Annotated in this window: 18 protein-coding genes and 1 tRNA gene; 18 read left to right on the forward strand and 1 reads right to left on the reverse strand. The window is 60.9% G+C overall.

Going from position 1 to position 20771, the window contains the following annotated elements:
* Position 1 precedes the first annotated feature (1 nt).
* Positions 2-1024, reverse strand: a complete 1023-nt coding sequence (gene aroF / locus ACTQX9_RS05680; RefSeq protein WP_441540740.1) for a 3-deoxy-7-phosphoheptulonate synthase — start codon at positions 1022-1024, stop codon at positions 2-4.
* Between the two features lie 203 nt (positions 1025-1227).
* On the opposite strand from aroF, the gene ACTQX9_RS05685 reads away from it, so the two are divergent.
* From ACTQX9_RS05685 to yqeK, 18 genes are all read left to right on the forward strand, one after another.
* Positions 1228-1304, forward strand: a tRNA-Arg gene (locus tag ACTQX9_RS05685).
* 75 nt (positions 1305-1379) lie between these two features.
* Positions 1380-4100: an HAD-IC family P-type ATPase gene (locus ACTQX9_RS05690; protein WP_441540741.1), complete on the forward strand. Its 2721-nt coding sequence runs from the start codon at positions 1380-1382 to the stop codon at positions 4098-4100.
* Between the two features lie 215 nt (positions 4101-4315).
* The gene (locus ACTQX9_RS05695) at positions 4316-5470 is read left to right on the forward strand and encodes a zinc ribbon domain-containing protein (RefSeq protein WP_441056620.1); all 1155 of its coding nucleotides are present in this window, start codon (positions 4316-4318) and stop codon (positions 5468-5470) included.
* A 105-nt stretch (positions 5471-5575) separates the two neighbouring features.
* Positions 5576-6118 (forward strand): peptidylprolyl isomerase, encoded by a 543-nt coding sequence (locus tag ACTQX9_RS05700; protein WP_154516178.1) that lies wholly within the window; start codon positions 5576-5578, stop codon positions 6116-6118.
* A gap of 12 nt (positions 6119-6130) precedes the next feature.
* Positions 6131-7435 carry a tetratricopeptide repeat protein gene (locus ACTQX9_RS05705; RefSeq protein WP_427726917.1) on the forward strand — a complete coding sequence of 435 codons (1305 nt, stop codon included), beginning with the start codon at positions 6131-6133 and terminating at the stop codon, positions 7433-7435.
* A 127-nt stretch (positions 7436-7562) separates the two neighbouring features.
* Positions 7563-8594, forward strand: a complete 1032-nt coding sequence (locus ACTQX9_RS05710) for a rod shape-determining protein (RefSeq protein WP_006236061.1) — start codon at positions 7563-7565, stop codon at positions 8592-8594.
* Between the two features lie 78 nt (positions 8595-8672).
* Positions 8673-9614 (forward strand): rod shape-determining protein MreC, encoded by a 942-nt coding sequence (mreC, locus tag ACTQX9_RS05715; RefSeq protein ID WP_154516181.1) that lies wholly within the window; start codon positions 8673-8675, stop codon positions 9612-9614.
* 12 nt (positions 9615-9626) lie between these two features.
* Positions 9627-10193: a hypothetical protein gene (locus ACTQX9_RS05720; RefSeq protein ID WP_441540742.1), complete on the forward strand. Its 567-nt coding sequence runs from the start codon at positions 9627-9629 to the stop codon at positions 10191-10193.
* Between the two features lie 13 nt (positions 10194-10206).
* The gene (mrdA, locus tag ACTQX9_RS05725) at positions 10207-12276 is read left to right on the forward strand and encodes a penicillin-binding protein 2 (protein WP_154516187.1); all 2070 of its coding nucleotides are present in this window, start codon (positions 10207-10209) and stop codon (positions 12274-12276) included.
* Between the two features lie 9 nt (positions 12277-12285).
* The gene (locus tag ACTQX9_RS05730; protein ID WP_154516190.1) at positions 12286-13512 is read left to right on the forward strand and encodes an FtsW/RodA/SpoVE family cell cycle protein; all 1227 of its coding nucleotides are present in this window, start codon (positions 12286-12288) and stop codon (positions 13510-13512) included.
* 18 nt (positions 13513-13530) lie between these two features.
* Positions 13531-14460 carry a YcjF family protein gene (locus tag ACTQX9_RS05735; protein WP_427726909.1) on the forward strand — a complete coding sequence of 310 codons (930 nt, stop codon included), beginning with the start codon at positions 13531-13533 and terminating at the stop codon, positions 14458-14460.
* A 9-nt stretch (positions 14461-14469) separates the two neighbouring features.
* Entirely contained in the window at positions 14470-16347 is a 1878-nt protein-coding gene (locus ACTQX9_RS05740; RefSeq protein WP_441540743.1) for a TIGR03960 family B12-binding radical SAM protein, read from the forward strand.
* Complete coding sequence (locus tag ACTQX9_RS05745) at positions 16344-17156, forward strand: TIGR03936 family radical SAM-associated protein (protein ID WP_441540744.1); 813 nt, start codon at positions 16344-16346, stop codon at positions 17154-17156. Before ACTQX9_RS05740 ends, ACTQX9_RS05745 begins: the two co-directional genes overlap by 4 nt.
* Before the next feature lie 67 nt (positions 17157-17223).
* Positions 17224-17598: a 50S ribosomal protein L21 gene (gene rplU, locus ACTQX9_RS05750; RefSeq protein ID WP_035138585.1), complete on the forward strand. Its 375-nt coding sequence runs from the start codon at positions 17224-17226 to the stop codon at positions 17596-17598.
* 33 nt (positions 17599-17631) lie between these two features.
* Positions 17632-17889 carry a 50S ribosomal protein L27 gene (gene rpmA, locus ACTQX9_RS05755; protein WP_154516202.1) on the forward strand — a complete coding sequence of 86 codons (258 nt, stop codon included), beginning with the start codon at positions 17632-17634 and terminating at the stop codon, positions 17887-17889.
* Between the two features lie 85 nt (positions 17890-17974).
* Positions 17975-19441: a GTPase ObgE gene (obgE, locus tag ACTQX9_RS05760; RefSeq protein ID WP_441540745.1), complete on the forward strand. Its 1467-nt coding sequence runs from the start codon at positions 17975-17977 to the stop codon at positions 19439-19441.
* 3 nt (positions 19442-19444) lie between these two features.
* On the forward strand, positions 19445-20122 hold the full coding sequence (nadD, locus tag ACTQX9_RS05765; RefSeq protein WP_427794396.1) for a nicotinate-nucleotide adenylyltransferase: 678 nt from the start codon (positions 19445-19447) through the stop codon (positions 20120-20122).
* A gap of 87 nt (positions 20123-20209) precedes the next feature.
* Entirely contained in the window at positions 20210-20743 is a 534-nt protein-coding gene (gene yqeK / locus ACTQX9_RS05770; RefSeq protein WP_441540777.1) for a bis(5'-nucleosyl)-tetraphosphatase (symmetrical) YqeK, read from the forward strand.
* Positions 20744-20771 lie beyond the last annotated feature (28 nt).

The following is a 20771-nucleotide window of genomic DNA, read 5'->3' on the forward strand; positions in this document are numbered from 1 at the left end:
GCTACTCCATGGTCTCTTGGCAGACAACCTCGCGGATGGCGCGGATACGGCGCATGGTGTCGTCGAACTGGTCGGGGGTGAGGGCCTGGGCGCCGTCGGACCACGCGCGGCTGGGCTCGTCGTGGACCTCGATTTCCAGGCCATTGGCGCCGCAGGCGGTCGCGGCGAGCGCCATGGGTTCAACGTAGCGGGTGTAGCCGGTGGCGTGGCTGGGGTCGGCCACGATGGGCAGGTGCGACAGGTGGTGTAGCACCGGCACGGCGTTGAGGTCGAAGGTGTTACGGGTACGGGTCTCGAAGGTGCGAATGCCGCGCTCGCACAGGATAACGTTGTCGTTGCCCTCGCTCATGATGTACTCGGCAGCCATGAGCAGTTCGTCGATCGTGCCGGACATGCCGCGCTTGAGCAGAATCGGGGTCTTGGTCTTGCCGACCTCCTTGAGCAGGGGGAAGTTCTGCGCGTTGCGGGCGCCAATCTGCATGACGTCAATCTTCTTATCCAAGAAGACCTGCACGTCGCGCGGGTCCATGATTTCGGTGACGATCGGCATGTCGAGCTCGGCCGATGCCTCGCATAGCAGGTCCAGGCCGGCGGGGCCCATGCCCTGGTAGGCGTAAGGGGAGGTGCGGGGCTTGTAGGCACCGCCACGCAGCATGGTGGCGCCGGCGGCCTTTACGCGGCGTGCGATGCGAATGAGGTTTTCGCCCTCGACGGAGCAGGGTCCGGCGATGACCTGGAACTGGTCGCCGCCGATCTTGATGCCGTGGCCGCAGTCGATGACGGAGTCCTCGGGGTGAAACTTGCGGTTGGCACGCTTGAACGGCTCGGAGACGCGCTGCACACGCTCGACGACGTCCATGGACTCGAGCAGGAACGGGTCGATCTTGGTCGTATCGCCCACCAGGCCGATGATGGTCTCGTTCTCGCCGCGCGACACGTCGGTTTTGAGACCCTTCTTCTCAATCCAGCTGACGATGTGGCCGATGGCCTCATCGCTTGCGCTCCGCTTTAAAATTGCAATCATGGTGTGCCTCTCACCTCGATGGATAACCCTTGCAAAAACGGCCCGCAGTGCGAGCCGTATCATATGGTGCATGAGAGTTTATACTAATTATTTCACTTTTGCGTCCTAAAGTGAGCCGTTGCGCTTCGTCTCCCACGTAATTGCAGAGCTTTTTCTGTTATGTTGTTAGCTCGTGGCGCACTTGGGTATAATGCCAACCGTTGGCCCTATTAGCTCAGGGGATTAGAGCGTCTGCCTCCGGAGCAGAAGGCCGTTGGTTCGAATCCAACATGGGGCACCATCGAACGTAAGGCCGTCCGAACCTCGTATGGTCCGGGCGGTTTTCTTATACCGATGCGACGTGATGGGACGTGGTATGGCAGCTACAGATATCGAGCGCGGGCTTTCGACCGCCGAGGTCGAGGAGCGCATTGCCGCCGGCAAGATCAACCGCAACATGGAGCTCAAGACTAAATCGGTTCGTGAGCTTATCATCGAAAATCTCTGCACGCTGTTCAATCTGATCAACGTGGTTTTAGCGATTTTGGTCATTATGACCGGATCGTTTAAGAACCTGACGTTCCTGTTCGTGGTGTTCCTCAACACCGCCATCGGTGTTATCCAGTCCATGCGATCAAAGAAGATGGTCGACAAGCTCACACTCCTCACTTCAAAGAAGGCCATCGCGGTGCGCGATGGTGCCGAGGTGGAGCTCGACTTGGACCAGATCGTGCTCGACGACATCATTCGTCTGGGGCGCGGGGACCAGATACCTGCCGACGCCGTGGTGGTATCGGGCGAGGCGCTCGTTAACGAAAGTCTGCTGACGGGCGAGAGCGACCTCATCAAAAAGCAGCCTGGCTCCGAGCTCATGAGCGGCAGCTTTATCGACTCGGGCCTGTTGCGTGCCCGCGTGGTCCATGTTGGTGCGGATAACTATGTGGCCAAGATCAACAACGAGGCCAAGTACGTCAAAAAGGTCAATTCCGAGATCATGAACGCGCTCAACGCCATCGTGCGCTTTGCGAGCATCATCATGATTCCGCTCGGTCTGGCCTTGTTTGCCGCGAGTGTGAGCGGGCTATGGGATGCCGCCGGTACGCCGGGCGATAGCGCGCTTTCGTGGTGCTTTTCCGAGCTGCTGGCCGGTCGCGTGCCTTCGTCGGCGCTGCTGTCCACGGTGGGCGCTCTTTTGGGCATGATTCCGCAGGGCCTGGTGCTGCTGACCTCGTCGGTGCTCGCGATTGCCACGGTGCGCCTGGCGCGCCGCAAGGTACTCGCGCAACAGCTCTACTGCATCGAGACGCTCGCGCGCGTCGACGTGCTGTGCCTGGACAAGACGGGCACTATCACGTCGGGTCGCATGGAGGTCGAGGGCACCTATCCGTTGCCCGTTGAGGGTGTGGGCTTGGCCCCGGACGAGGCACCTGTCCCCGTCGATACTACCGTGCTCGATTTTGCGCTTGCCAATGTCGCGCGCGCGACCTCGGCCGATGCCAATGAGACCTGTCAGGCGCTGCTCAACTACTACGCCGACCGCCCGGTCGAGGTGTCCGAGCCGCTGTCGGTCATTCCGTTTTCGTCCTCCAAAAAGTGGAGCGGCGCCTCGTTTGCGCAGGGCTCCTATGTGATGGGCGCGGCGCAATTTGTGCTTTCGGAGCGTATCTTTGCGCAGGTCGAAAATCGTGTGGCCGAGCTTGCCGACACCTGCCGCGTGCTCGTGGTGGCCCGTGTGGACGGCTTTACGCCCGATGGCGATATGGTGGGCGAGGCCGAGCCCGTGGGCTTTGTGACCATTCGCGATGAGATTCGCACTTCGGCCGCCGAGACCATCGGCTACTTTAACGAGCAGGGTGTGACCCTTAACGTGATCAGTGGCGACGACCCGCGCACGGTGTCGTCGATCGCGCGCGTGGTGGGCGTGCCGGGGGCCGATGCCTACGTCGACGCCACGACGCTCGATACGCCGTCCAAGATTGATGCGGCGGTGGACCGCTATCACGTCTTTGGCCGCGTGACCCCGCAGCAGAAGCGCGAGCTCGTGCAGGCGCTCAAACGTCGCGGCCATACCGTTGCCATGACGGGTGACGGCGTCAACGATGTGCTGGCGCTCAAGGAGGCGGACTGCTCCGTGGCCATGGCCGCCGGTTCCGACGCCGCACGCAACGTGGCCGAGATCGTGCTGGTCGATAACGACTTTGCCTCGATGCCCGCCGTGGTGGCCGAGGGCCGTCGCTCCATCAACAACCTGCAGCGTTCGGCCTCGCTGTTCCTGACCAAGACGCTGTTCTCGATGGGCCTGGCGGCACTGTGCATCGCGCTGCCGCCGTATCCCTTTGAGCCAATCCAGATGACGCTCATCAACTTCTTCTGCATCGGCGCGCCGGGCTTTGTGCTGGGCCTTGAGCCCAACAATGCCCGCGTGAAGGGGTCGTTCTTAACCAACGTACTCAAGCGCGCGCTGCCGGCGTCGGTTGCAGTCATTTTGGCCGCGGCGCTCGACATCTTTGTGGCGCGCGTGTTTGGCTTTAGCCAGCTCACGCTGTCGACGATGTGCCTTCTCACGTCGTGTGCGGCAAGCGTGAGCCTGATCTGGCGTATCTCGCAGCCGCTCACACCCTTGCGCGTGATGCTCTTTGTATTTGTCGTCGTCGGCATCTTGGTGGGCGTTATCGGATTCCCCGAGCTGCTGTCTATCGCCAACTTGTCGATGGGCGAGGCAATTATCCTTCTGGTGATTGTGGTCTTTACTTGCAGCGTGTTCTTTAAACTCGCCACGATGATGGATTCGCTTAAGCCGCGTCGCCGCCATGCCGCCACTGGCTTTGGCCGCGGCGTGCGCGTTCGCTTGGGCCGCGGTGGCGGCAAGGTGAGCTCGACGGGCTCGACGGCCGAGCGTTTTGCCAAGCGCGTCGCCGCCGACATGGCGCAGCGCCGCGAGGAGCGTACGACACGTGAGGCCGAGGCCCGCGCGCTCGAGGGCGTGGAAAAGACCCAGCCCAAGAAAAAGAAGGGCGCGGGCGTCAAGCGCTCGCGTGTGACCAAGTCCGCGCAGGGCATTAAGGTTTCGATGCCGAGCAAAAAGAAGAAGAAGTAACCGCATCTCGCAGGGTAGCTAATTTGGGACGGGGCTTTTTTAGCTACCCGGCTGATGACGCGATCTATTTGGCCGATTGGCGGCCAGGGCAGCTAAAAAAGCCCCGTCCCAAATTAGCTACCCTGCGATGTTGAATTGGTGCCCTGTGCCTTTAGGGGCGTAGCGATGTTATGCTCTAACCTCGATTGTTCGTATGATTCCGAAAAGAGGATGCCGTGATTTGCCCGCATTGTCTCAAGACCATAGAGGACGGCTCCTCGTTCTGCCCCTATTGCAACACCTATGTTGGCCCGGGCGATGGCCCCGAGCACACCGAGTTTGTGTTCTGCGAAGGCTGCGGTGCCCGTCTGTCGCCGCATGACCGTACCTGTTCCAAGTGCGGGCGCCCTGCCCCGGGCATTCTCTCCGAGGATGCGGCCGCATCCGACCTGGCTGCTGGGCGCACGGCTGGTTTTCCCCGCCTGACGCAGGAGCAGATCGATACCGAGGTGCCCCATGCGCCGGCCTCTGCCGCCGCGGTACTTTCCGATGCCGCCGATCCCAATGAGACCTGCGTGCTGCCGGCTTTCGACAGGGATTTTGGCATTCCCAAGGTCGATATCCCGCTGCCGGTGTCCCTTCGTGACGACGCTCAGTCCAAAAATCAAAAACCCAAGCGCAAGGTGCATCCGGACGAGGATGCCTACCACAAGCACAAGCGCCGTATTCCCAAGCCGCTCATCGTCATCGCGTTGCTCGCTGCCGTGTGCGGCAGTGCCTATTGGTTTGTGACGTCGGACCCCATGGGCGTTATGCCGGGCTTTTACGACCAGTTTGGCCAGGCCGCCAAGACGACGTTCCCCTCGCGCCAGAAGGGCGAGGCTACCGAGGAAGAGACTAAGTCCGACGATACCGCCGAGGTGGTCCAGGAGGAGACCGTCCTTTCCGACGACCAGCTCTATACCAAGCTCGACGGTCTGTATCGGACGATCGTGTCGTATGGCGACGATGATCAGATCGGCGAGGTTGTCGACTCGTTTAACAGCGGGTACCTACGCACGCCGCTCTCCACGCGTCAGGAGCTGTCGCAGAGCGCTTATGCCCTGCGCGACCAGATCAAAAATACCCAAGACGAGCTCAACAACCTTAAGGTGCAAGATGATACCGTCTACGCGGAGGATATCGAGCACCTCAAGCAGCTTGCCGAGTGGATGTACGAGCGCGTCGACATGATCTGCCAGAGCTGGGATATCTCGCTGTCCATTCCCGATGGCGAGTCGCTGAGCGCCCGCCAGAGTGAAATCTTGGCGCCCATCGCACAGGGCGGCAACAGCGCCCTTAACCAGTACGATGCCAATGTGAGCGCCTGGAAGCCGCAGCCGCGTTCGTAATTTGTTGCCCTCCGACGGCATAACCTGCGTGCGCAATTGATGGAAGCCCGTGCTTATTGCTACAATTCGTACAAATATGCTTTAAACGCACGAGGAAGGAACCACATGTTTGGTTTTAAGAAAGAGCTTTATACGCCCGAGTACCAGCTCGCTGGTGACGAGTGTGCGATCATCGAGACGTCGAAGGGTACGATCAAGGTCAAATTTGACGGCGAGGGCGCTCCCATCCATGTGGCGAACTTCTGCGAGCTTTCCACCATGGGCTTTTATGACGGCCTTAAGTTTCACCGCTATGTGCCCGGCTTTGTGATCCAGGGCGGCGACCCCAATACCCGCGATATGTCCGGCGCTGACGTCGCCGCCGGCCTTGAGGGCCCCGACGGTATGCCCGGCACCGGTGGCCCCGGCTACTGCATCAAGGGAGAGTTTGCCACCAACCCGCGCAACAGCCATGTGGACGGTGCGCTTGCCATGGCGCGTTCTATGGATCCCGATTCCGCGGGCTCCCAGTTCTACTTCTGCCTGGGAGCCCAGCACAATCTGGATTCCGGTTACACCGTCTTTGGCACCACGGTCGAGGGCCTCGACGTGATTTCGCAGCTGCGTGCCGGCGACGAGATCGTCCATGTCGAGATCGTTCACGAGTAAAAGGGGACTTCCTTGAATAGCCAGCTGATTCAACAGGGTCGAGCCGCTTATCGTGCGGGCGACTTTTCTGCAGCCGCTCAGATGCTCGGTGCGGCAAAGACCCCCAGCGAGATCATGGGCGAGGCCGACCATCTGCGTGGCAACGCTCTGATGCACCTGGGTATGTACGCCGAGGCTGCCGAGGCGTACGCGGCTGCCCTCAACGACGGCACCTATGGAAAGCGCGGCGCGCTGCTCACCAACCGCGGCAAGGCGCTCGCTGCCGTGGGTGACTATGTGACCGCAGCCCAGGCGTTCTCCGCCGCAACGCAGGATGCTTCCTACGCCACGCCGTTTAAGGCCTATCTGGGTCTTGGCAACGCGCTGTTCCAGTCGGGCGATTTCGCCAATGCAGGCACTGCCTTCCGCCAGGCCGCCATCGATGGCGCCAATCCAGCCCCCGCGGCCGCCCTTGGCGAACTCGGCCGCTGCTTCATCAAGCTTGGCCGACCGGCGGACGCCGTGGAGACCTATCGCACGGCCATCGACTTTGCCGGTCCGCGCGATGACACGCGTGCGCTTAACGCGGGTATGGGCGAGGCGCTTTCTGCCGCGGGTCGTCCTTCCGAGGCGCTCGATGCCTTTAATGCCGCCACCGCCGACGGCATCTATCAGCTCACACCCGAGCAGGCCGATGAGCTTGCCCGCGTGCACGATTCACTTGCCGCGCTTTCGGCCCAGACCGCCATGGCCACGGCCCCGGCGCCCGCCATGGATACGACTGCTGTCGATTCGCTCGATCCCACGGGTGCCACTGGCCAGTTTATGCCCGATCCGTCCGACACGGGCTTCTTTACGCTGTCCGAGTCCGAGATGGTCCAGCAGGATCGTCAGGACCGCAAGCAGGCCAAGGTCCGTCGTCGCCATCGCCATACGGGCCTCAAGGTCTTCCTGGTTTTGCTTCTGCTGATTGTTCTTGCCGCGGGCGGTTTGGGCTTTGCCTACACGCGCGGCATGGGTATCCCCTCGCAGGAGTCCGTCATCACCGATCTGTTCCAGGCTGCCGGCGACGGTGATACCGCCAAGGCCGAGTCCTGCCTGGCCTCCAGCTTGTCCGAGGACGCCAAGGCGATGATTATCTCCTCGATCCCGCAGGGCGCCACCGTCTCCATCGAGGGCATGGATCAGTCCATGACCGAGACCACCGCGAAGGTGAAGGCTTCCCTGTCCAAGGGCGGCGAGCAGGAATATACCGTCAAATTCGTGCGCTCCGATAACCATATCGGCTGGGCGGTATCTTCGCTCGACATTGATTTCTCGGCCGCTGACAACCAGTAGTGACCTTATGAGATTTGGCGCTGCCCGGTGCTTCACCGCAAGTGAGGTGCCGGGCTTGCGCTAGTATGATGGGCTAGTAGTTTTCCAGCAATCATCCAACACATCAGGAGTTGCGTTGTTTTCTTTGATGGACATGTTTTTCGGTAGCTATGCGGGCGATCTAGCCATCGACCTCGGCACCGCCAATACGCTTGTCTCCGTGCGCGGCAAGGGCATCGTCATTCGCGAGCCTTCCGTCGTCGCCATCGACAAAAACGACGAGCGCATCCTTGCAGTCGGTATCGAGGCTAAGCGTATGCTTGGCCGTACGCCCGGCAACATTGTGGCCGTGCGTCCTCTTAAGGATGGCGTCATCGCCGACTTCGATGTCACCGAGGCCATGCTTCGCTACTTCATTGATAAGGCTTCCGAGAAGCGCTATCCGTGGACCCCTCGTCCGCGCGTCGTCGTATGCGTTCCCTCCGGTGTCACGTCGGTCGAGAAGCGCGCCGTGTTCGAGGCTACGATCCAGGCTGGCGCTCGCCAGGCCTATCTGATCGAGGAGCCTATGGCCGCGGCTATCGGTGCTGACTTGCCTGTCGAGGAGCCGACCGGCTCCATGGTCATCGATATCGGTGGCGGCACCACCGAGGTTGCCGTTATCGCCATGGGCGGTATCGTCGTATCGCAGTCCATCCGCATTGCCGGCGACGAGTTCGATCAGGCTATCCTCACGCATGTTCGCGATGCCTACAATTTGGCCATCGGCGAGCGCACGGCCGAGGACATTAAGATTAAGGTCGGCTCTGCCGTGCCGCTCAAGGACGAGCTTGACGTCGAGGTCAATGGCCGCGACGTGATCACGGGTCTGCCCAAAACCGTGCGCATCGAGAGCGAGGAGATTCGTCGTGCGCTCAATAAGCCGCTCGACGAGATGGCCAAGGCCGTTAAGGACGCACTCGACGCCACGCCGCCCGATCTTGCCTCGGATCTTATGTACTACGGCATTCTGTTGACCGGCGGCGGAGCGCTGCTGCGCGGCCTCGACGTCCGCTTGCGCGACGAGACAGGCGTTTCGGTCAACGTGAGCCCCACGGCGCTCGACAACGTCGTAAACGGTTGCGCCCGCGTGCTCGAGGCCAACGCGTTTGACGGCGGTTTCGTCCAGACCAATGCTTAATTTCCAAAAGGTGGATTCCATTTGGCACGATCTTCGGGTTTCTCTTCAAATCTGAATACCAAACGACAATCAACGGGTATGCGCCCGTTGATTGTTTTCAGCCTGATTTCTGTGTTGCTGCTCACGTTTTACATTCGAGAGGGCGAGGCCGGGCCGATACATGCCGTGCGTTCGGGCGTCACGACAATCACCTCTCCGGTGCGTTTTGTTGGCTCGGCGGTGGCGGCGCCATTCAATGCCATCGGCAACGTTTTCTCCAACCTCACCGCTTCGCAGGAGTCGCTCGACGACCTTAAAAAGCAAAACGAGGTCCTCACTTCCAAGGTCGCGGAGCTTTCCGAGGCCCAAAAGACCGCTGAGCGCCTTGAGGGTCTTGTGGGCCTGCAGTCGACCTATAACCTCAAGTCCACTGCGGCTCGTATTGTCGGAGCCTCGGGTGACGCCTGGACGTCGACCGTCACCATCGATAAGGGTTCTGCCGACGGGCTTACCATCAACATGCCCGTGACGAGCTCGGCCGGCGTCATCGGCCAGATTATCGAGGTTTCGGCCAAGACATCGACCGTGCGCCTGATTGGCGATGAGAACTCTGGTGTGTCCGCCATGGTGCAGGACACGCGCGCACAAGGCATGCTACAGGGCCAGCCCGATGGCACGCTGCGTCTTGAGTACGTGAGCGTCGACTCCGATGTTAAGGTTGGCGATATCATCGTGACCTCGGGCATCGGTGGCGTGTTCCCCAAGGGACTGCCGCTTGGCACCGTGTCTTCGGTCGAGAAGTCGGCTAACGACGTGTACTACACCATTGTGGTGCGTGCGCAGACCACGGCCGAAAATAACGAGGAAGTGCTCGTCATTACCTCGCTCACCGACGAGCAGTCGGCTTCGGACGATGATGTGAGCTCGGCCAATAGTGCCCCGCAGGGCTCGTCGCGCGATGCTGCGACTCAGTCTAAGGACGAGAAATCGGATGATGATTCCGACACGGCCGAAGCGTCCGATTCTGGATCGAGCGAATAGGGAGGCATGTCCATGGATCTACACGAACAGGGGACTGGCTCCCGCGCCTTTGCAATCGCCGCTATCGTCTGCGTGCTGCTGCAGGCGGGACTGGCACCGCAAATCTCCATCGCGGGCGGCCGCGTCAACTTTATGATCATCTTGGTGTGCCTGAGCGTGTTTTCGGGCGACCCTACGCGTGCCGTCGTGTGCGGCTTTTGCAGCGGTCTGTTTTACGACCTTTCCGCCGCCGTGCCGGTGGGCGTTATGTCGCTGCTGCTGACCGTGGGCAGTTTTGCTTTGGTGCACAGCGCGGCTGGTCAGACGGTCGGCTCGCCGGGCGCGCGCGGCATTACCGTGGGCGCCTTTGCGCTTGCCATCAACGTGGTCTACAGCATCATCTTGCTGTTTATGGGTCTGGAGACGAGCTTTGTGGTGGCCATCTTTGGGCACGCTCTGCCGTCCTCGATCCTGACGGGCTTGATTGCCATTCCGTTTTTGATGTCCGGCGCCGCTCCGCAGTCTGGCTATGGGTTCTCCGCGCGCGGTGGGCGTCAGACGGGCATGCGCTTTAAGCCCAAGACCCGTAAGCTCAAATAGGGGAGGCCTCAAGATGTCTTCCCAGTTGACGGTTGTTGTCGCCGGTATCGCGCTGGTCGTGGCCATTGTGGTCGCGCTGGTCATCATGCGCCGCGGCGACTCCCGCTTTACCTACGACACACAGCACGGAACGGCCCCGCGCGCCACCGAGGGCGAGGGCAATACGGCCGCCACAGCCTTCAAGGGCCGTTTTTCCATCCTCACCACGGGTGTGGGTGCCATGTTTGCCGCGCTTGCCGTTAAGCTGTGGGGCATGCAGATGGTCTCGTCGGACTACTACGACAAGCAGGCCAAGAGCAATCAGACCCGTACCGTTACCACCCCTGCCGTGCGTGGCCGCATCTTGGACCGCAACGGCGTCGCACTGGTGCAAAACCGCCCCTCGCTCGCTGTCGTTGCCTATCGCGATCTTGCCGACGACAAGGTGCTGGTGCGTCATCTTGCCAACGTGCTCGGCATGCCGTATGTCGCGGTGCTGCGCAACATCCAGGACAATTCCGAGGGCGCGCAGAGCCTGCATACGATCGCGACTGACGTGCGCCGCTCTACCGTCGCCTACATTCAGGAGCACGCCGGTGAGTTTCCCGGCGTGAAGATCGCCGAGCGCACCGAGCGCCAGTACCCGTATGGCGAGACCGCCTGCCATATTTTGGGCTATACCGGCACCATTACCTCCGAGCAGCTCGAGGCACAGAACAAGAAGTCGTCGGACGGCAACGAAAGCGCGGCTGGCCAGATCTCGTATCAATCGGGCGATATTGTGGGTCAGGCGGGCGTAGAGATTTACTACGAAAATCTGCTGCAGGGTATTCGCGGTGAGCAGACCGTGAAAGTTGACGCCTCGGGTAACGTTACCGGTCAAGCCGGCGCCGTTCCCGCCAAGGCCGGTTCTGACATTAAGCTTACGCTCGATCTTAAGATTCAACAGGCCTGCGAGACGGCTCTGGCGAATGCCATTGAGCTTGCCAAGACTACGGGCCATAGCAATGCCGGTAACGGTGCCGTGGTGTGCCTTGACCCCAACAACGGCGAGATCCTGGGCATGGCAAGCGAACCCAAGTTTGACCCTTCTGTCTTTATCGGCGGCGTTTCCAATGACGTGTGGACCGAGCTTAACGATGACGAGGGCTCGCATCCGCTGCTCAACCGCGCCATTAGCGGCCAGTACATGTCCGCCTCGACCATCAAACCCCTCTCGGCGTTGGCTGGCCTCGAATTTGGCACGTACACTTCGAGTCAAACGACCAACTGCACGGGATATTGGACCGGCTTGGGCAAATCTTGGGGAAAGTACTGCTGGCTGCACTCCGGCCACGGCACGATGACGCTGCAGTCCGGTATCGCCAACTCCTGCGACCCCGTGTTCTACGATATGGGCAAGGCCTTTTTCTACAACGACCAGCATCCCGAAGGCCTGCAAGAGGTCTTTCGCCGTTGGGGCCTGGGCAAGACCTGCGGCATCGACCTGCCGAGTGAGGGTGCGGGCCGCATTCCCGATGCCGAGTGGAAAGAGTCGTACTTTACCGACGCCTCGGCCGAGGACCGCAAGTGGAATGCCGGCGATATGACCAACATCGCCATCGGTCAGGGCGACATTCTGGTGACACCGCTGCAGATGGCCTGCGCCTACATGGGTATTGCCAACGGCGGCAAACAGTATGTGCCGCATGTGTTCTTGTCTGCCGTCTCGCGTGATGGCGACGGCGATGCCTACAAGTACAACGGCAAGGGCAAAAAGAAGCGCCTTGAGGCCCAAATTAACAACGATGCCGATCTTGCGCTGGTCCGCAACGGTATGCACGATGTGATTTACTCGGCGTCGACTTCGACCGCCGCGCACTTTAACTCCCTGACCCCTACGGTCTACGGCAAGTCCGGCACGGGCGAGAAGAGCGGCGAGGACGATTACGCGTGGTTTTGCGCCTACGCGCCGGCCGATGACCCCAAGTACGTGATCGCCACTGTCTTGGAACAGGGCGGTGGCGGCTCCGATACCGCGCTGCACGTTGTGCGCGATGTCCTCGGTGCGATTTATGACGAGCCCGACACGTCGACGGCCACGGGCGATTCCTCGGTTCGATAGGAGGTTGCGATGGACTTTTCGCCGGCGGACCTGTTCCGCTCAACCAAAACCGGCTCTCGCAGCAGCCTGGACCGCGTCAACAAGCAGATTTCCGCATCGCGCGGAACGTTTCGCCAAAAGGTGCACGTCGGCGTGCTGTTGGCGACTGTGGCGCTCGTCACCTATGGCGCCATTATTATCTGGTCCGCCTCGCAGTTTAAAGCCGACGCCTCGTTCTCGCGTCACCTGCTGGGTATCGGTATTGGCGCGGTGCTGGCGGTGCTCGTCTGGCGCACCGACCTGCGCGGCATTTCCAACTTTTCGACGGCCCTGCTCGTCATCGATCTCATCGTGATCTTCTCGCCTAAGATTCCGGGCCTGTCCTATACGGGCGGCTTGGGAATGACGGGTTGGATCAAGATTCCCGGTATCGGTTTAACATTCCAGCCCGTTGAGCTTGCCAAGCTCATCACCATCTTCTTTATGGCCACGCTTGGCTCGCAGTACAACGGGCGCATCGATACCGCTCGCGACTACATTAAGCTTTGCGGCATGCTGTCCGTTCCGTTTTTGGCCGTCGTCGCCATGGGCGATTTGGGCTCGGGTCTGGTCGTGCTGGTGTCGGGCGCCATCGTCATCTGCATGAGCGGTGCGCGCCGCGAATGGGTGCTGTCGACTTTGGCTCTGCTCGTGGGTTTGGTGGCGCTCGTCCTGGCGCTCGATTCGGTCTTCGATTCGCTGCTCGGCCACGATGTGCTCATTAAGCAGTACCAGATGAATCGTCTGACGGTCTTTATCGACCCCGACAACGCCGATTCGGACGATGCGTATAACCTGCAGCAGTCGTTGATCGCGGTCGGCTCGGGCGGTTTCTTTGGTAAGGGCCTGGGGCATGCGACGCAGTCGGCCGGCGGCTTTCTGCCCGAGTTCCATACCGACTTCGTCTTTGCCTTTTTGTCAGAGACGTTCGGCTTCTGCGGTTCCTTTTTGTTGCTGTGCCTGTACGTGCTGCTCATCTTCTCGACGATCCGCGTCGCCTTTAAGTGCGAGTCTCTGTTTCTACGCTTGTCATGCGTGGGTATTGTCGGCATGTGGGCATTTCAGACGTTTGAGAACATCGGCATGTGCATTGGCATGATGCCGATTACCGGTATTCCGCTGCCGTTTATTAGCTTTGGTTCGTCGTCGATGATGATCCAGTTGCTGACGGTGGGTATCGTACAATCCATATGGCGGCATCGTTCGGGCGCCGCGTAACCGCTGGAGGGGTTTGCCATGAAGATTCCCGTGGAAAAGCTGACCCGCGCTTTTAAAATGGGCGCGACCACCAAGAGGGATTCCGATACGCCGGTGCGCGTTTCGGTCTACCTGGATTCGACTGCCTCGCGTTTTTTGGTCGAGACGGTGCGCGATGCCTTTGTGCCGCAGACGACCTCGGGCATTGTCCGCGTTGAGCGCCTGGGTGAGGAGCGTATCGTCCCCAAGACCGATACCGACGTGGTGCTGGTGCTTTCGTGCGGATCTGAGCGCCTTGAGAGTGCTGTACAGGAGCTCGTCATTGCCGGCGCGCCCGTGTGCGTGCTGGCCGAGTCCGCTGTCGAGGTGCCTTTTATCCAGGAGTCCACGCCCATGCTCGGCGTGGTAGCGGCCACCGATAAGACGTATCTGCTCGAGACACTCGCCCGCTGGATCCTGGACCGTACGGAAAAGGAGACGGCCTTTGCGGCGAACTTTGCCTTTATGCGCATCGCCGCCGCCAACCGCATCATCACCTCGTGCGCGCTTACCAATATGGCGACGGGCGCGCTGGTGTTTTTGCCGGGGGCCGATTATCCCGTTATGGCGCTGGCGCAGGTTGGCATGCTCTTTGAGCTTGCGGCCATTTTTGGACGCGGCATTAAGCCCGAGCGCGGCTACGAGGTCGCGGGCGTGCTTGCCGGCGGCTTGGTAATGCGCGCCGTCACTCGCGCCCTGGTAAAGCAGACGCCGCATATCGGCTTTGCCGTCAAGGCACTCTCCGCCGCCCTCGGCACCTATGGCATGGGTCGTGCGCTCGTGTCTCTCTACGAGCGCGATATCGACTACAGCCGTGCCAACGAGGTGGTTGCCGCCACGTTCTCGCGCGTCCGCGACCTGGTGACCACGGTTGCCGGCGCTACCCGTCCCATGAATCCTTTTGAGGATGCATCCGATCTCGCTGCTTAGGGGTTTCTTTTGCGCGTTCCATACCAAGACTGTTTTCATTTGATCGAGCCGCTGCTCGCGAAGGTCGAAAAGCCGAGTCGCTATATCGACCACGAGTGGGGTACGCTCTCCAAGGCCGATGCCGACTATCGTTGCTGCATGATTTACCCGGACGTGTACGAGGTCGGCCTGCCCAACCAGGGTATCGCCATCCTGTACAACATCCTTAACCAGGCCGAGGGCATCTCCTGTGAGCGCGGTTATGTGCCGTGGCCCGATATGGGCGATGCCATGCGCGAGGCCGGTATCCCGCTGCTGTCGCTCGAGGGCGCAGCGCCCGTGGCCTCGTTTGATATCGTCGGTATGCACGTGCCGCACGAGATGGCCGTGACAAACTTTCTCGAGGCGCTCGACCTCGCCGGCATTCCGCTGCTGGCGGCCGACCGCACCGAGGACGATCCCATCATCGTCGCCGGCGGACCTTCGGTTTATAACCCCGAGCCGTATGCGGCCTTCTTCGATGCCATCCTGATTGGCGAGGGTGAGGAGTCGCTGCTCGAGATCTGCCACCTGCATCGCCGCCTGCGTGACGAGGGCGTACCGCGCGCCCAGATTGTCGAGCGGCTCGCGACGGTCGGTGGCACCTATGTGCCGTCGCTGTACGAGGTGCGCTATGACGAACCCTGCTCACCGCACGGCTATACCGTGCCGCGCGAGGGTAAGGACGTGCCGCCGGTGGTCTACAAGCGCGTTGTTGAGGACTTTGGCGCTACCAATCCATTGTCGCAGTCGTGCGTGCCCTATGCGCAGCTCGTTCACGATCGCCTGTCTATCGAGATCCTGCGCGGCTGCGCTCGCGGTTGCCGTTTTTGCCAGGCCGGCATGACGTATCGCCCGGTGCGCGAGCGCTCGGCAGACCAGATTGTGTCCTCGGTGATCCAGGGCCTGGAAAAGACCGGCTATGACGAGGTGTCGCTTACCTCGCTTTCGACCACCGACCACTCCTGCATCCGCGACGTGCTTGGCAGGCTCAACCGCCGCCTGGAAGATACGGGCATTCGCGTGTCCATTCCCTCGCAGCGCCTGGATTCGTTTGGCGTGGATATGGCCGAGTCGGTCGCCGGCGAAAAGAAGGGCGGCCTGACGTTTGCCCCCGAGGCCGGTAGCCAGCGCATGCGCGACATCATCAACAAGAACGTGACCGAGGAGGACGTGGACCGCGCGGCCAAGGCGGCCTTCGAGGCCGGCTGGAACCGTATGAAGCTCTACTTTATGATGGGTCTTCCCGGCGAGCGCGATGAGGATATCGTGGCCATCGCCAACCTGGCCGACCATGTGCTCGAGCTCGGCCGCTCCGTGGTGCCCAAGGCGCGCCGCGGCTCCATCTCGGTGTCCATCTCGGTGTCGGTGTTTATTCCCAAGGCCGCCACGCCTTTCCAATGGTGCCCGCAGCTCGATTACGACGACGTCAAACGCCGTCAGAAGCTCCTCATTACGAGTGTTCGCAACCGTGCGGTCCGCGTGCACTACCACGATGCCGAGACCTCGCTTATCGAGGCGGCGCTGTCTCGTGCAGGCCGCGACATGACGCCGGTCATCATCGATGCCTGGCGTGCCGGTTCGCGTTTTGACGCCTGGGTGGAGCATTTCTCGCTCGATAACTGGAAGGAGGCCGCGGCCAAAAACGGCATCGACCTCAACGAGCTCGTGCACCTGCCCTACGAGCTGGACTGGCACCTGCCCTGGGAGCACGTGAGCCCCGGTTGCTCGCGCGGCTTCCTCGAGCGCGAATACCGCCGCTCGCTGGAGGGCGTCACGACGCCCGACTGCACCCGCACGTCGTGCACCGGCTGCGGAATCTGCCCCACGCTCTACGCCAAGAACGTATTGGTGGGTGATCGCGCATGAGTGAGCGCTTGACCGACAACCCCACGCTCTTTAGGCTTCGCGTTCGCTACGGCAAGCGCGATCGTCTCAAGTACCTGGGCCACCTGGAACTGATTCATACCATTGAGCGTATCGTGCGTCGCGCGGGGCTGCCCTATGCCGTGACGCAGGGTTTCTCGCCGCATATGCGTGTGGGCTTTTCGTCGGCGCTGCCCGTGGGCACGTCGTCGACCTGCGAGTGGTATGACCTGTTTATGACCGAGTTCGTCGCGCTCGACGAGGCCTTTGGGCGCCTGGCGGCGGCATCTCCGGCCGATTTGGCGCCCGTCGAGGCCGCCTACATCGACGTGCGCACGCCGGCGCTGACGGCGCAGCTCACGCGCCTGTCGTACCGTATCGACCTGCATCTGGACCCTGAGGCGCCGGTCGCTGTCGACGAAGTGCGTCGCGCAATCGACACGTTGCGCGCGGCCCACGGCATCGACTATGCGCGCGGCAAAAAGAGCAAGCGCCTGGACTTGGACCATACGCTCGTGGGCTACGAGCTTAAGGCGGGGGAGCGCCCGGACCATCTGGTGCTCATACTCGACACCCATGCCGACAACGAGGGCTCCATGCGTCCGGAAATTTTGCTTTCTGCTGCTGATGTTTTGTTGCAGGGCTTGACCCCGGGCGTCGATGCACCTATTGTTTCCACCGGTATGCAAGACCTCGTGACCATCTGCTCCTACGATGTCGAGCGTCAGAATCAAGCATGCGAAGACGACGAGGGCCGACTCGTCAGCCCCATACCTGTGCGAACTTGTGGATTTGCTCCACATACTCGTTGACGGGGGTATTATCGCCTGCTACTATATTCGGCTGTTGCACTAACTGATGCATGAAGGGCAAGTAAACATGTACGCAATCGTTAACACGGGCGGCAAGCAGTACAAGGTCGCCACCGACGATGTCATCACCGTCGAGAAGATCGAGGGCAATGAGGGCGACAAGGTCACCCTGCCGGTCATCTTCCTCAACGATGGTAAGAAGATCGTCACCGATCCCGACAAGCTGGCCAAGGCCAAGGTTACCGCTCAGATCGTTGAGCAGTTCAAGGGCGAGAAGCAGCTGGTCTTCAAGTTCCACAAGCGTAAGCGCTATCGTCGTCTGAAGGGTCACCGTCAGCAGCTCACCAAGCTGAAGATCGTGAAGGTTCAGGCTACCTCCCGCGCCAAGAAGGCTGTCAAGGCAGAAGCTGAGGCTGTTGCCGAGGCTCCCGTCGCCGAGTAGATTACACTCGTAACGAAAGAGTAGGTATACACAATGGCACACAAAAAAGGACTCGGTTCCTCCCGTAATGGCCGTGACTCCCGCGGTCAGCGCCTTGGCACGAAGCGCTTCGCCGGCCAGACGGTAACCACGGGCACGATTCTCGTCCGTCAGCATGGCACGCACATCCACCCGGGTGCGAACGTTGGCCGTGGCAAGGACGACACGCTGTTCGCGCTGGTCGACGGTACCGTTGAGTTCCACAAGGGTATCAAGCACAGGGTCAGCGTACGCCCGCTCGCGAACGCGTAATTCACCCTTCATAGAGCACATATGTGGGAGGCACTTGAGTTTTAGGATTCAAGGGTCTCCCTCTTTTTTGTAGGAGGCGATTCTGTTGTCACAGTTCACCGATATCAGCCGCATAAACGTTTGCGGCGGCGACGGCGGAGCCGGATGCATGTCGTTTAGGCGCGAGGCATTTGTTCCCAAGGGCGGCCCCGATGGCGGCGACGGCGGCCGTGGCGGCAATGTCGTCATCCAGGCCGATGCTCAGCTGTCTTCGCTGATCGATTACCGCTTTAAGCATCACTTCCGTGCCGAGCGCGGCACGCACGGTCAGGGCGCCCGTCGCAATGGCAAGAGCGGCGAGGACCTGATTTTGAAAGTTCCCATGGGCACCGTAGTCCGCGAGCTCGATCCCGAGACGCAGACCCCGATGTTCGAGATTGCCGACCTGGTGCACGATGGCGAGCGCGTTGTCGTGGCGCCCGGTGGGGCCGGCGGTCTGGGCAACACCCACTTTGTGACGTCGGTGCGCCGCGCGCCCGCGTTTGCCCAGCTGGGTGAGCCTGCCGAGGAGCACTGGATCGAGCTCGAGATGAAACTTATGGCCGATGCCGCGCTCGTGGGCTTTCCATCGGTGGGCAAGTCCTCGCTCATCGCGCGTATGAGCGCCGCCCGTCCCAAGATCGCCGACTACCCGTTTACCACGCTCGTGCCCAATCTGGGCATGGTGCGTGCCGGCGAATATTCTTACGTCGTTGCCGACGTCCCCGGTCTCATCGAGGGTGCGAGTGAAGGCAAGGGCTTGGGTCACCAGTTCCTGCGCCATATTGAGCGCACTGCTTTGATCATGCACGTTGTCGATATGACGGGCGGTTTTGAGGATCGCGACCCGGTCGAGGACTATCGCATCATTAACCGTGAGCTCGAGCAGTATGGTGCCGAGCTCTCGGAGCGCCCGCAGATCGTCGTCGCCAACAAGTGCGATGCGCCGGGTACGGCCGACAAGATTGCCGACCTTAAGCGCGCGGCGCTCGACGACGGCCACATGTTTTTTGCCGTTTCCGCCGTGACGGGTGCCGGCCTCAACACGCTGATGCTTGCCGTGGGCGAGCAGGTGGCTAAGCTTCGCGCGGAGCTTGCGGTCTCTGATGAGCCGGTCGATCTGCGCGATGAGGAGTGGGAGCGTCGCCGCCTGCAGCGCGAGAAGCGCTTCCGCATTGTTGAGGAAGAGCCCGGTGCTTTCCGCGTGGTTGGTCGCGCGATCGAGCGCATGGTTATCCAAACCGACTGGGAAAACGAGGAAGCTGTCATCTACCTGCAGCATAAGTTTGCGCGCATGGGCGTTGACGACGCGCTCGAGAAGGCCGGCTGCCGTGCCGGCGACGAGGTTCGCATTTGCCAGCGCGCCTTTGACTTTGAGGGCGCCGAGGACTTCTCGGAATACGAGGATGAGCTCGAGGATGCTGGCGTTGAGGTTATTGACGTAGCGGCCGAGGATGCGGACGTGGCTCATGTCGCCGAGGACTCCGAAGGTGCTACCGATGTCGACGTTATTGAGACCCCGGAGGACGAGTAAGCCATGTCGCTGCGCGGTGGAATCGGATTGCCAGAGCTGCCCATCAAGGATGGGCACGAGTTTCGGCTTGGCATTATGGGCGGCACCTTTGACCCGATTCATTACGGGCACTTGGTTACCGCCGAGCAGGCTCGCGAGTCGCTCGACTTGGACGCTGTGCTTTTTATGCCGGCCGGCTCTCCTGCCTTTAAGCTCGACAAACCTGTGACGCCTGCCGAGGACCGTTATGCCATGACAGTCCTCGCGACTGCCGCGAACCCGGCCTTTTTGGCAAGCCGCTTCGAGATCGATCGTGCCGGTGTCACCTATACAGCCGATACGCTGCGTGCCCTTCGCGAGTTTTACCCGCCACAGGTGAAGCTTTACTTTATTACGGGTGCCGATGCGATTATCGATATTGTGACCTGGCACAATGCTCACGAGATTGCCGAACTGGCAACCTTTATCGCTGCGACGCGTCCCGGCTTTGACATCGATACGGCCCGGGCGAGGATTAAGGAATCGGGGCTGCCATTCGATGTGCGCTATATTCAGATTCCGGCGCTGGCGATTAGCTCGACCAACATTCGCAAGCGGGTTGCCCGCGGCATGAGCGTGCGCTATCTTACGAGCGAGTCCGTGCTCGGCTATATCCGTAAACGCGGCCTGTATGCCGATCTTGGGCAAGACGATTTTGATTGACGGGGGGAAACGTTGTCGGTAGAAGATCAGTTTGAGGGCGACGAGCGCGCGCTCTTGACGCGTATCCACGAGTTGCTCGATGTGCGCATGAAGGATAAGCGTAAGCGCTACGTGCATTCGCTCGGGGTTGCCGAGACGGCGCTGCACCTAGCCGAGGTATACGGCGTCGACCGCTTTGATGCCGCTGCCGCCGGCCTGATCCACGACTGGGACAAAGTGCTCTCCGACGACGAGCTGGTCACGCGCGCTCTGCATTATGGCATTAAGATTGCCGGCTCTCCGTCTGCCGCGACGCCGCTTTTGCATGGCCCGGTTGCCGCCTATGAGCTTCCGCAGCTTTTTCCCGAGCTGTCGCCGGCGGTCTTTCAGGCTGTCGACCGTCACACCGTGGGCGCTTGCGACATGACGCCACTCGATATGGTGGTCTTTGTGGCCGATGCCATCGAACCCAACCGCCACGGCGATTATGCCCATGCGCTGCGCAAGATGGTGGGGACGTCCTCGCTCGACGAGTTGTTCTTCTCCTGTTTTGCGCAGGGTCTGGTCTATGTGATCCAGTCCGGGCGCTATCTTTATCCCACGGCTATTACGATTTACAACCATTACGCCCAGCTGCGCTAGCTCGGGTGCGTCTAGAAAGAGGTATTCC

Source organism: Collinsella sp. LCP19S3_F2 (assembly GCF_052121015.1).
Taxonomy (GTDB): domain Bacteria; phylum Actinomycetota; class Coriobacteriia; order Coriobacteriales; family Coriobacteriaceae; genus Collinsella.

What these genes read in the sequence shown, in the direction of transcription:
- ACTQX9_RS05700 (WP_154516178.1), top strand. Translation starts at nt 5,576, where the DNA reads ATGTTTGGTTTTAAGAAAGAGCTTTATACGCCCGAGTACCAGCTCGCT.
- mrdA (WP_154516187.1), top strand. Translation starts at nt 10,207, where the DNA reads ATGTCTTCCCAGTTGACGGTTGTTGTCGCCGGTATCGCGCTGGTCGTG.
- ACTQX9_RS05730 (WP_154516190.1), top strand. Translation starts at nt 12,286, where the DNA reads ATGGACTTTTCGCCGGCGGACCTGTTCCGCTCAACCAAAACCGGCTCT.
- ACTQX9_RS05690 (WP_441540741.1), top strand. Translation starts at nt 1,380, where the DNA reads ATGGCAGCTACAGATATCGAGCGCGGGCTTTCGACCGCCGAGGTCGAG.
- ACTQX9_RS05745 (WP_441540744.1), top strand. Translation starts at nt 16,344, where the DNA reads ATGAGTGAGCGCTTGACCGACAACCCCACGCTCTTTAGGCTTCGCGTT.
- rpmA (WP_154516202.1), top strand. Translation starts at nt 17,632, where the DNA reads ATGGCACACAAAAAAGGACTCGGTTCCTCCCGTAATGGCCGTGACTCC.
- aroF (WP_441540740.1), bottom strand. Translation starts at nt 1,024, where the DNA reads ATGATTGCAATTTTAAAGCGGAGCGCAAGCGATGAGGCCATCGGCCAC.
- nadD (WP_427794396.1), top strand. Translation starts at nt 19,445, where the DNA reads ATGTCGCTGCGCGGTGGAATCGGATTGCCAGAGCTGCCCATCAAGGAT.
- yqeK (WP_441540777.1), top strand. Translation starts at nt 20,210, where the DNA reads ATGAAGGATAAGCGTAAGCGCTACGTGCATTCGCTCGGGGTTGCCGAG.
- ACTQX9_RS05710 (WP_006236061.1), top strand. Translation starts at nt 7,563, where the DNA reads ATGGACATGTTTTTCGGTAGCTATGCGGGCGATCTAGCCATCGACCTC.
- mreC (WP_154516181.1), top strand. Translation starts at nt 8,673, where the DNA reads ATGCGCCCGTTGATTGTTTTCAGCCTGATTTCTGTGTTGCTGCTCACG.
- rplU (WP_035138585.1), top strand. Translation starts at nt 17,224, where the DNA reads ATGTACGCAATCGTTAACACGGGCGGCAAGCAGTACAAGGTCGCCACC.
- ACTQX9_RS05720 (WP_441540742.1), top strand. Translation starts at nt 9,627, where the DNA reads ATGGATCTACACGAACAGGGGACTGGCTCCCGCGCCTTTGCAATCGCC.
- ACTQX9_RS05735 (WP_427726909.1), top strand. Translation starts at nt 13,531, where the DNA reads ATGAAGATTCCCGTGGAAAAGCTGACCCGCGCTTTTAAAATGGGCGCG.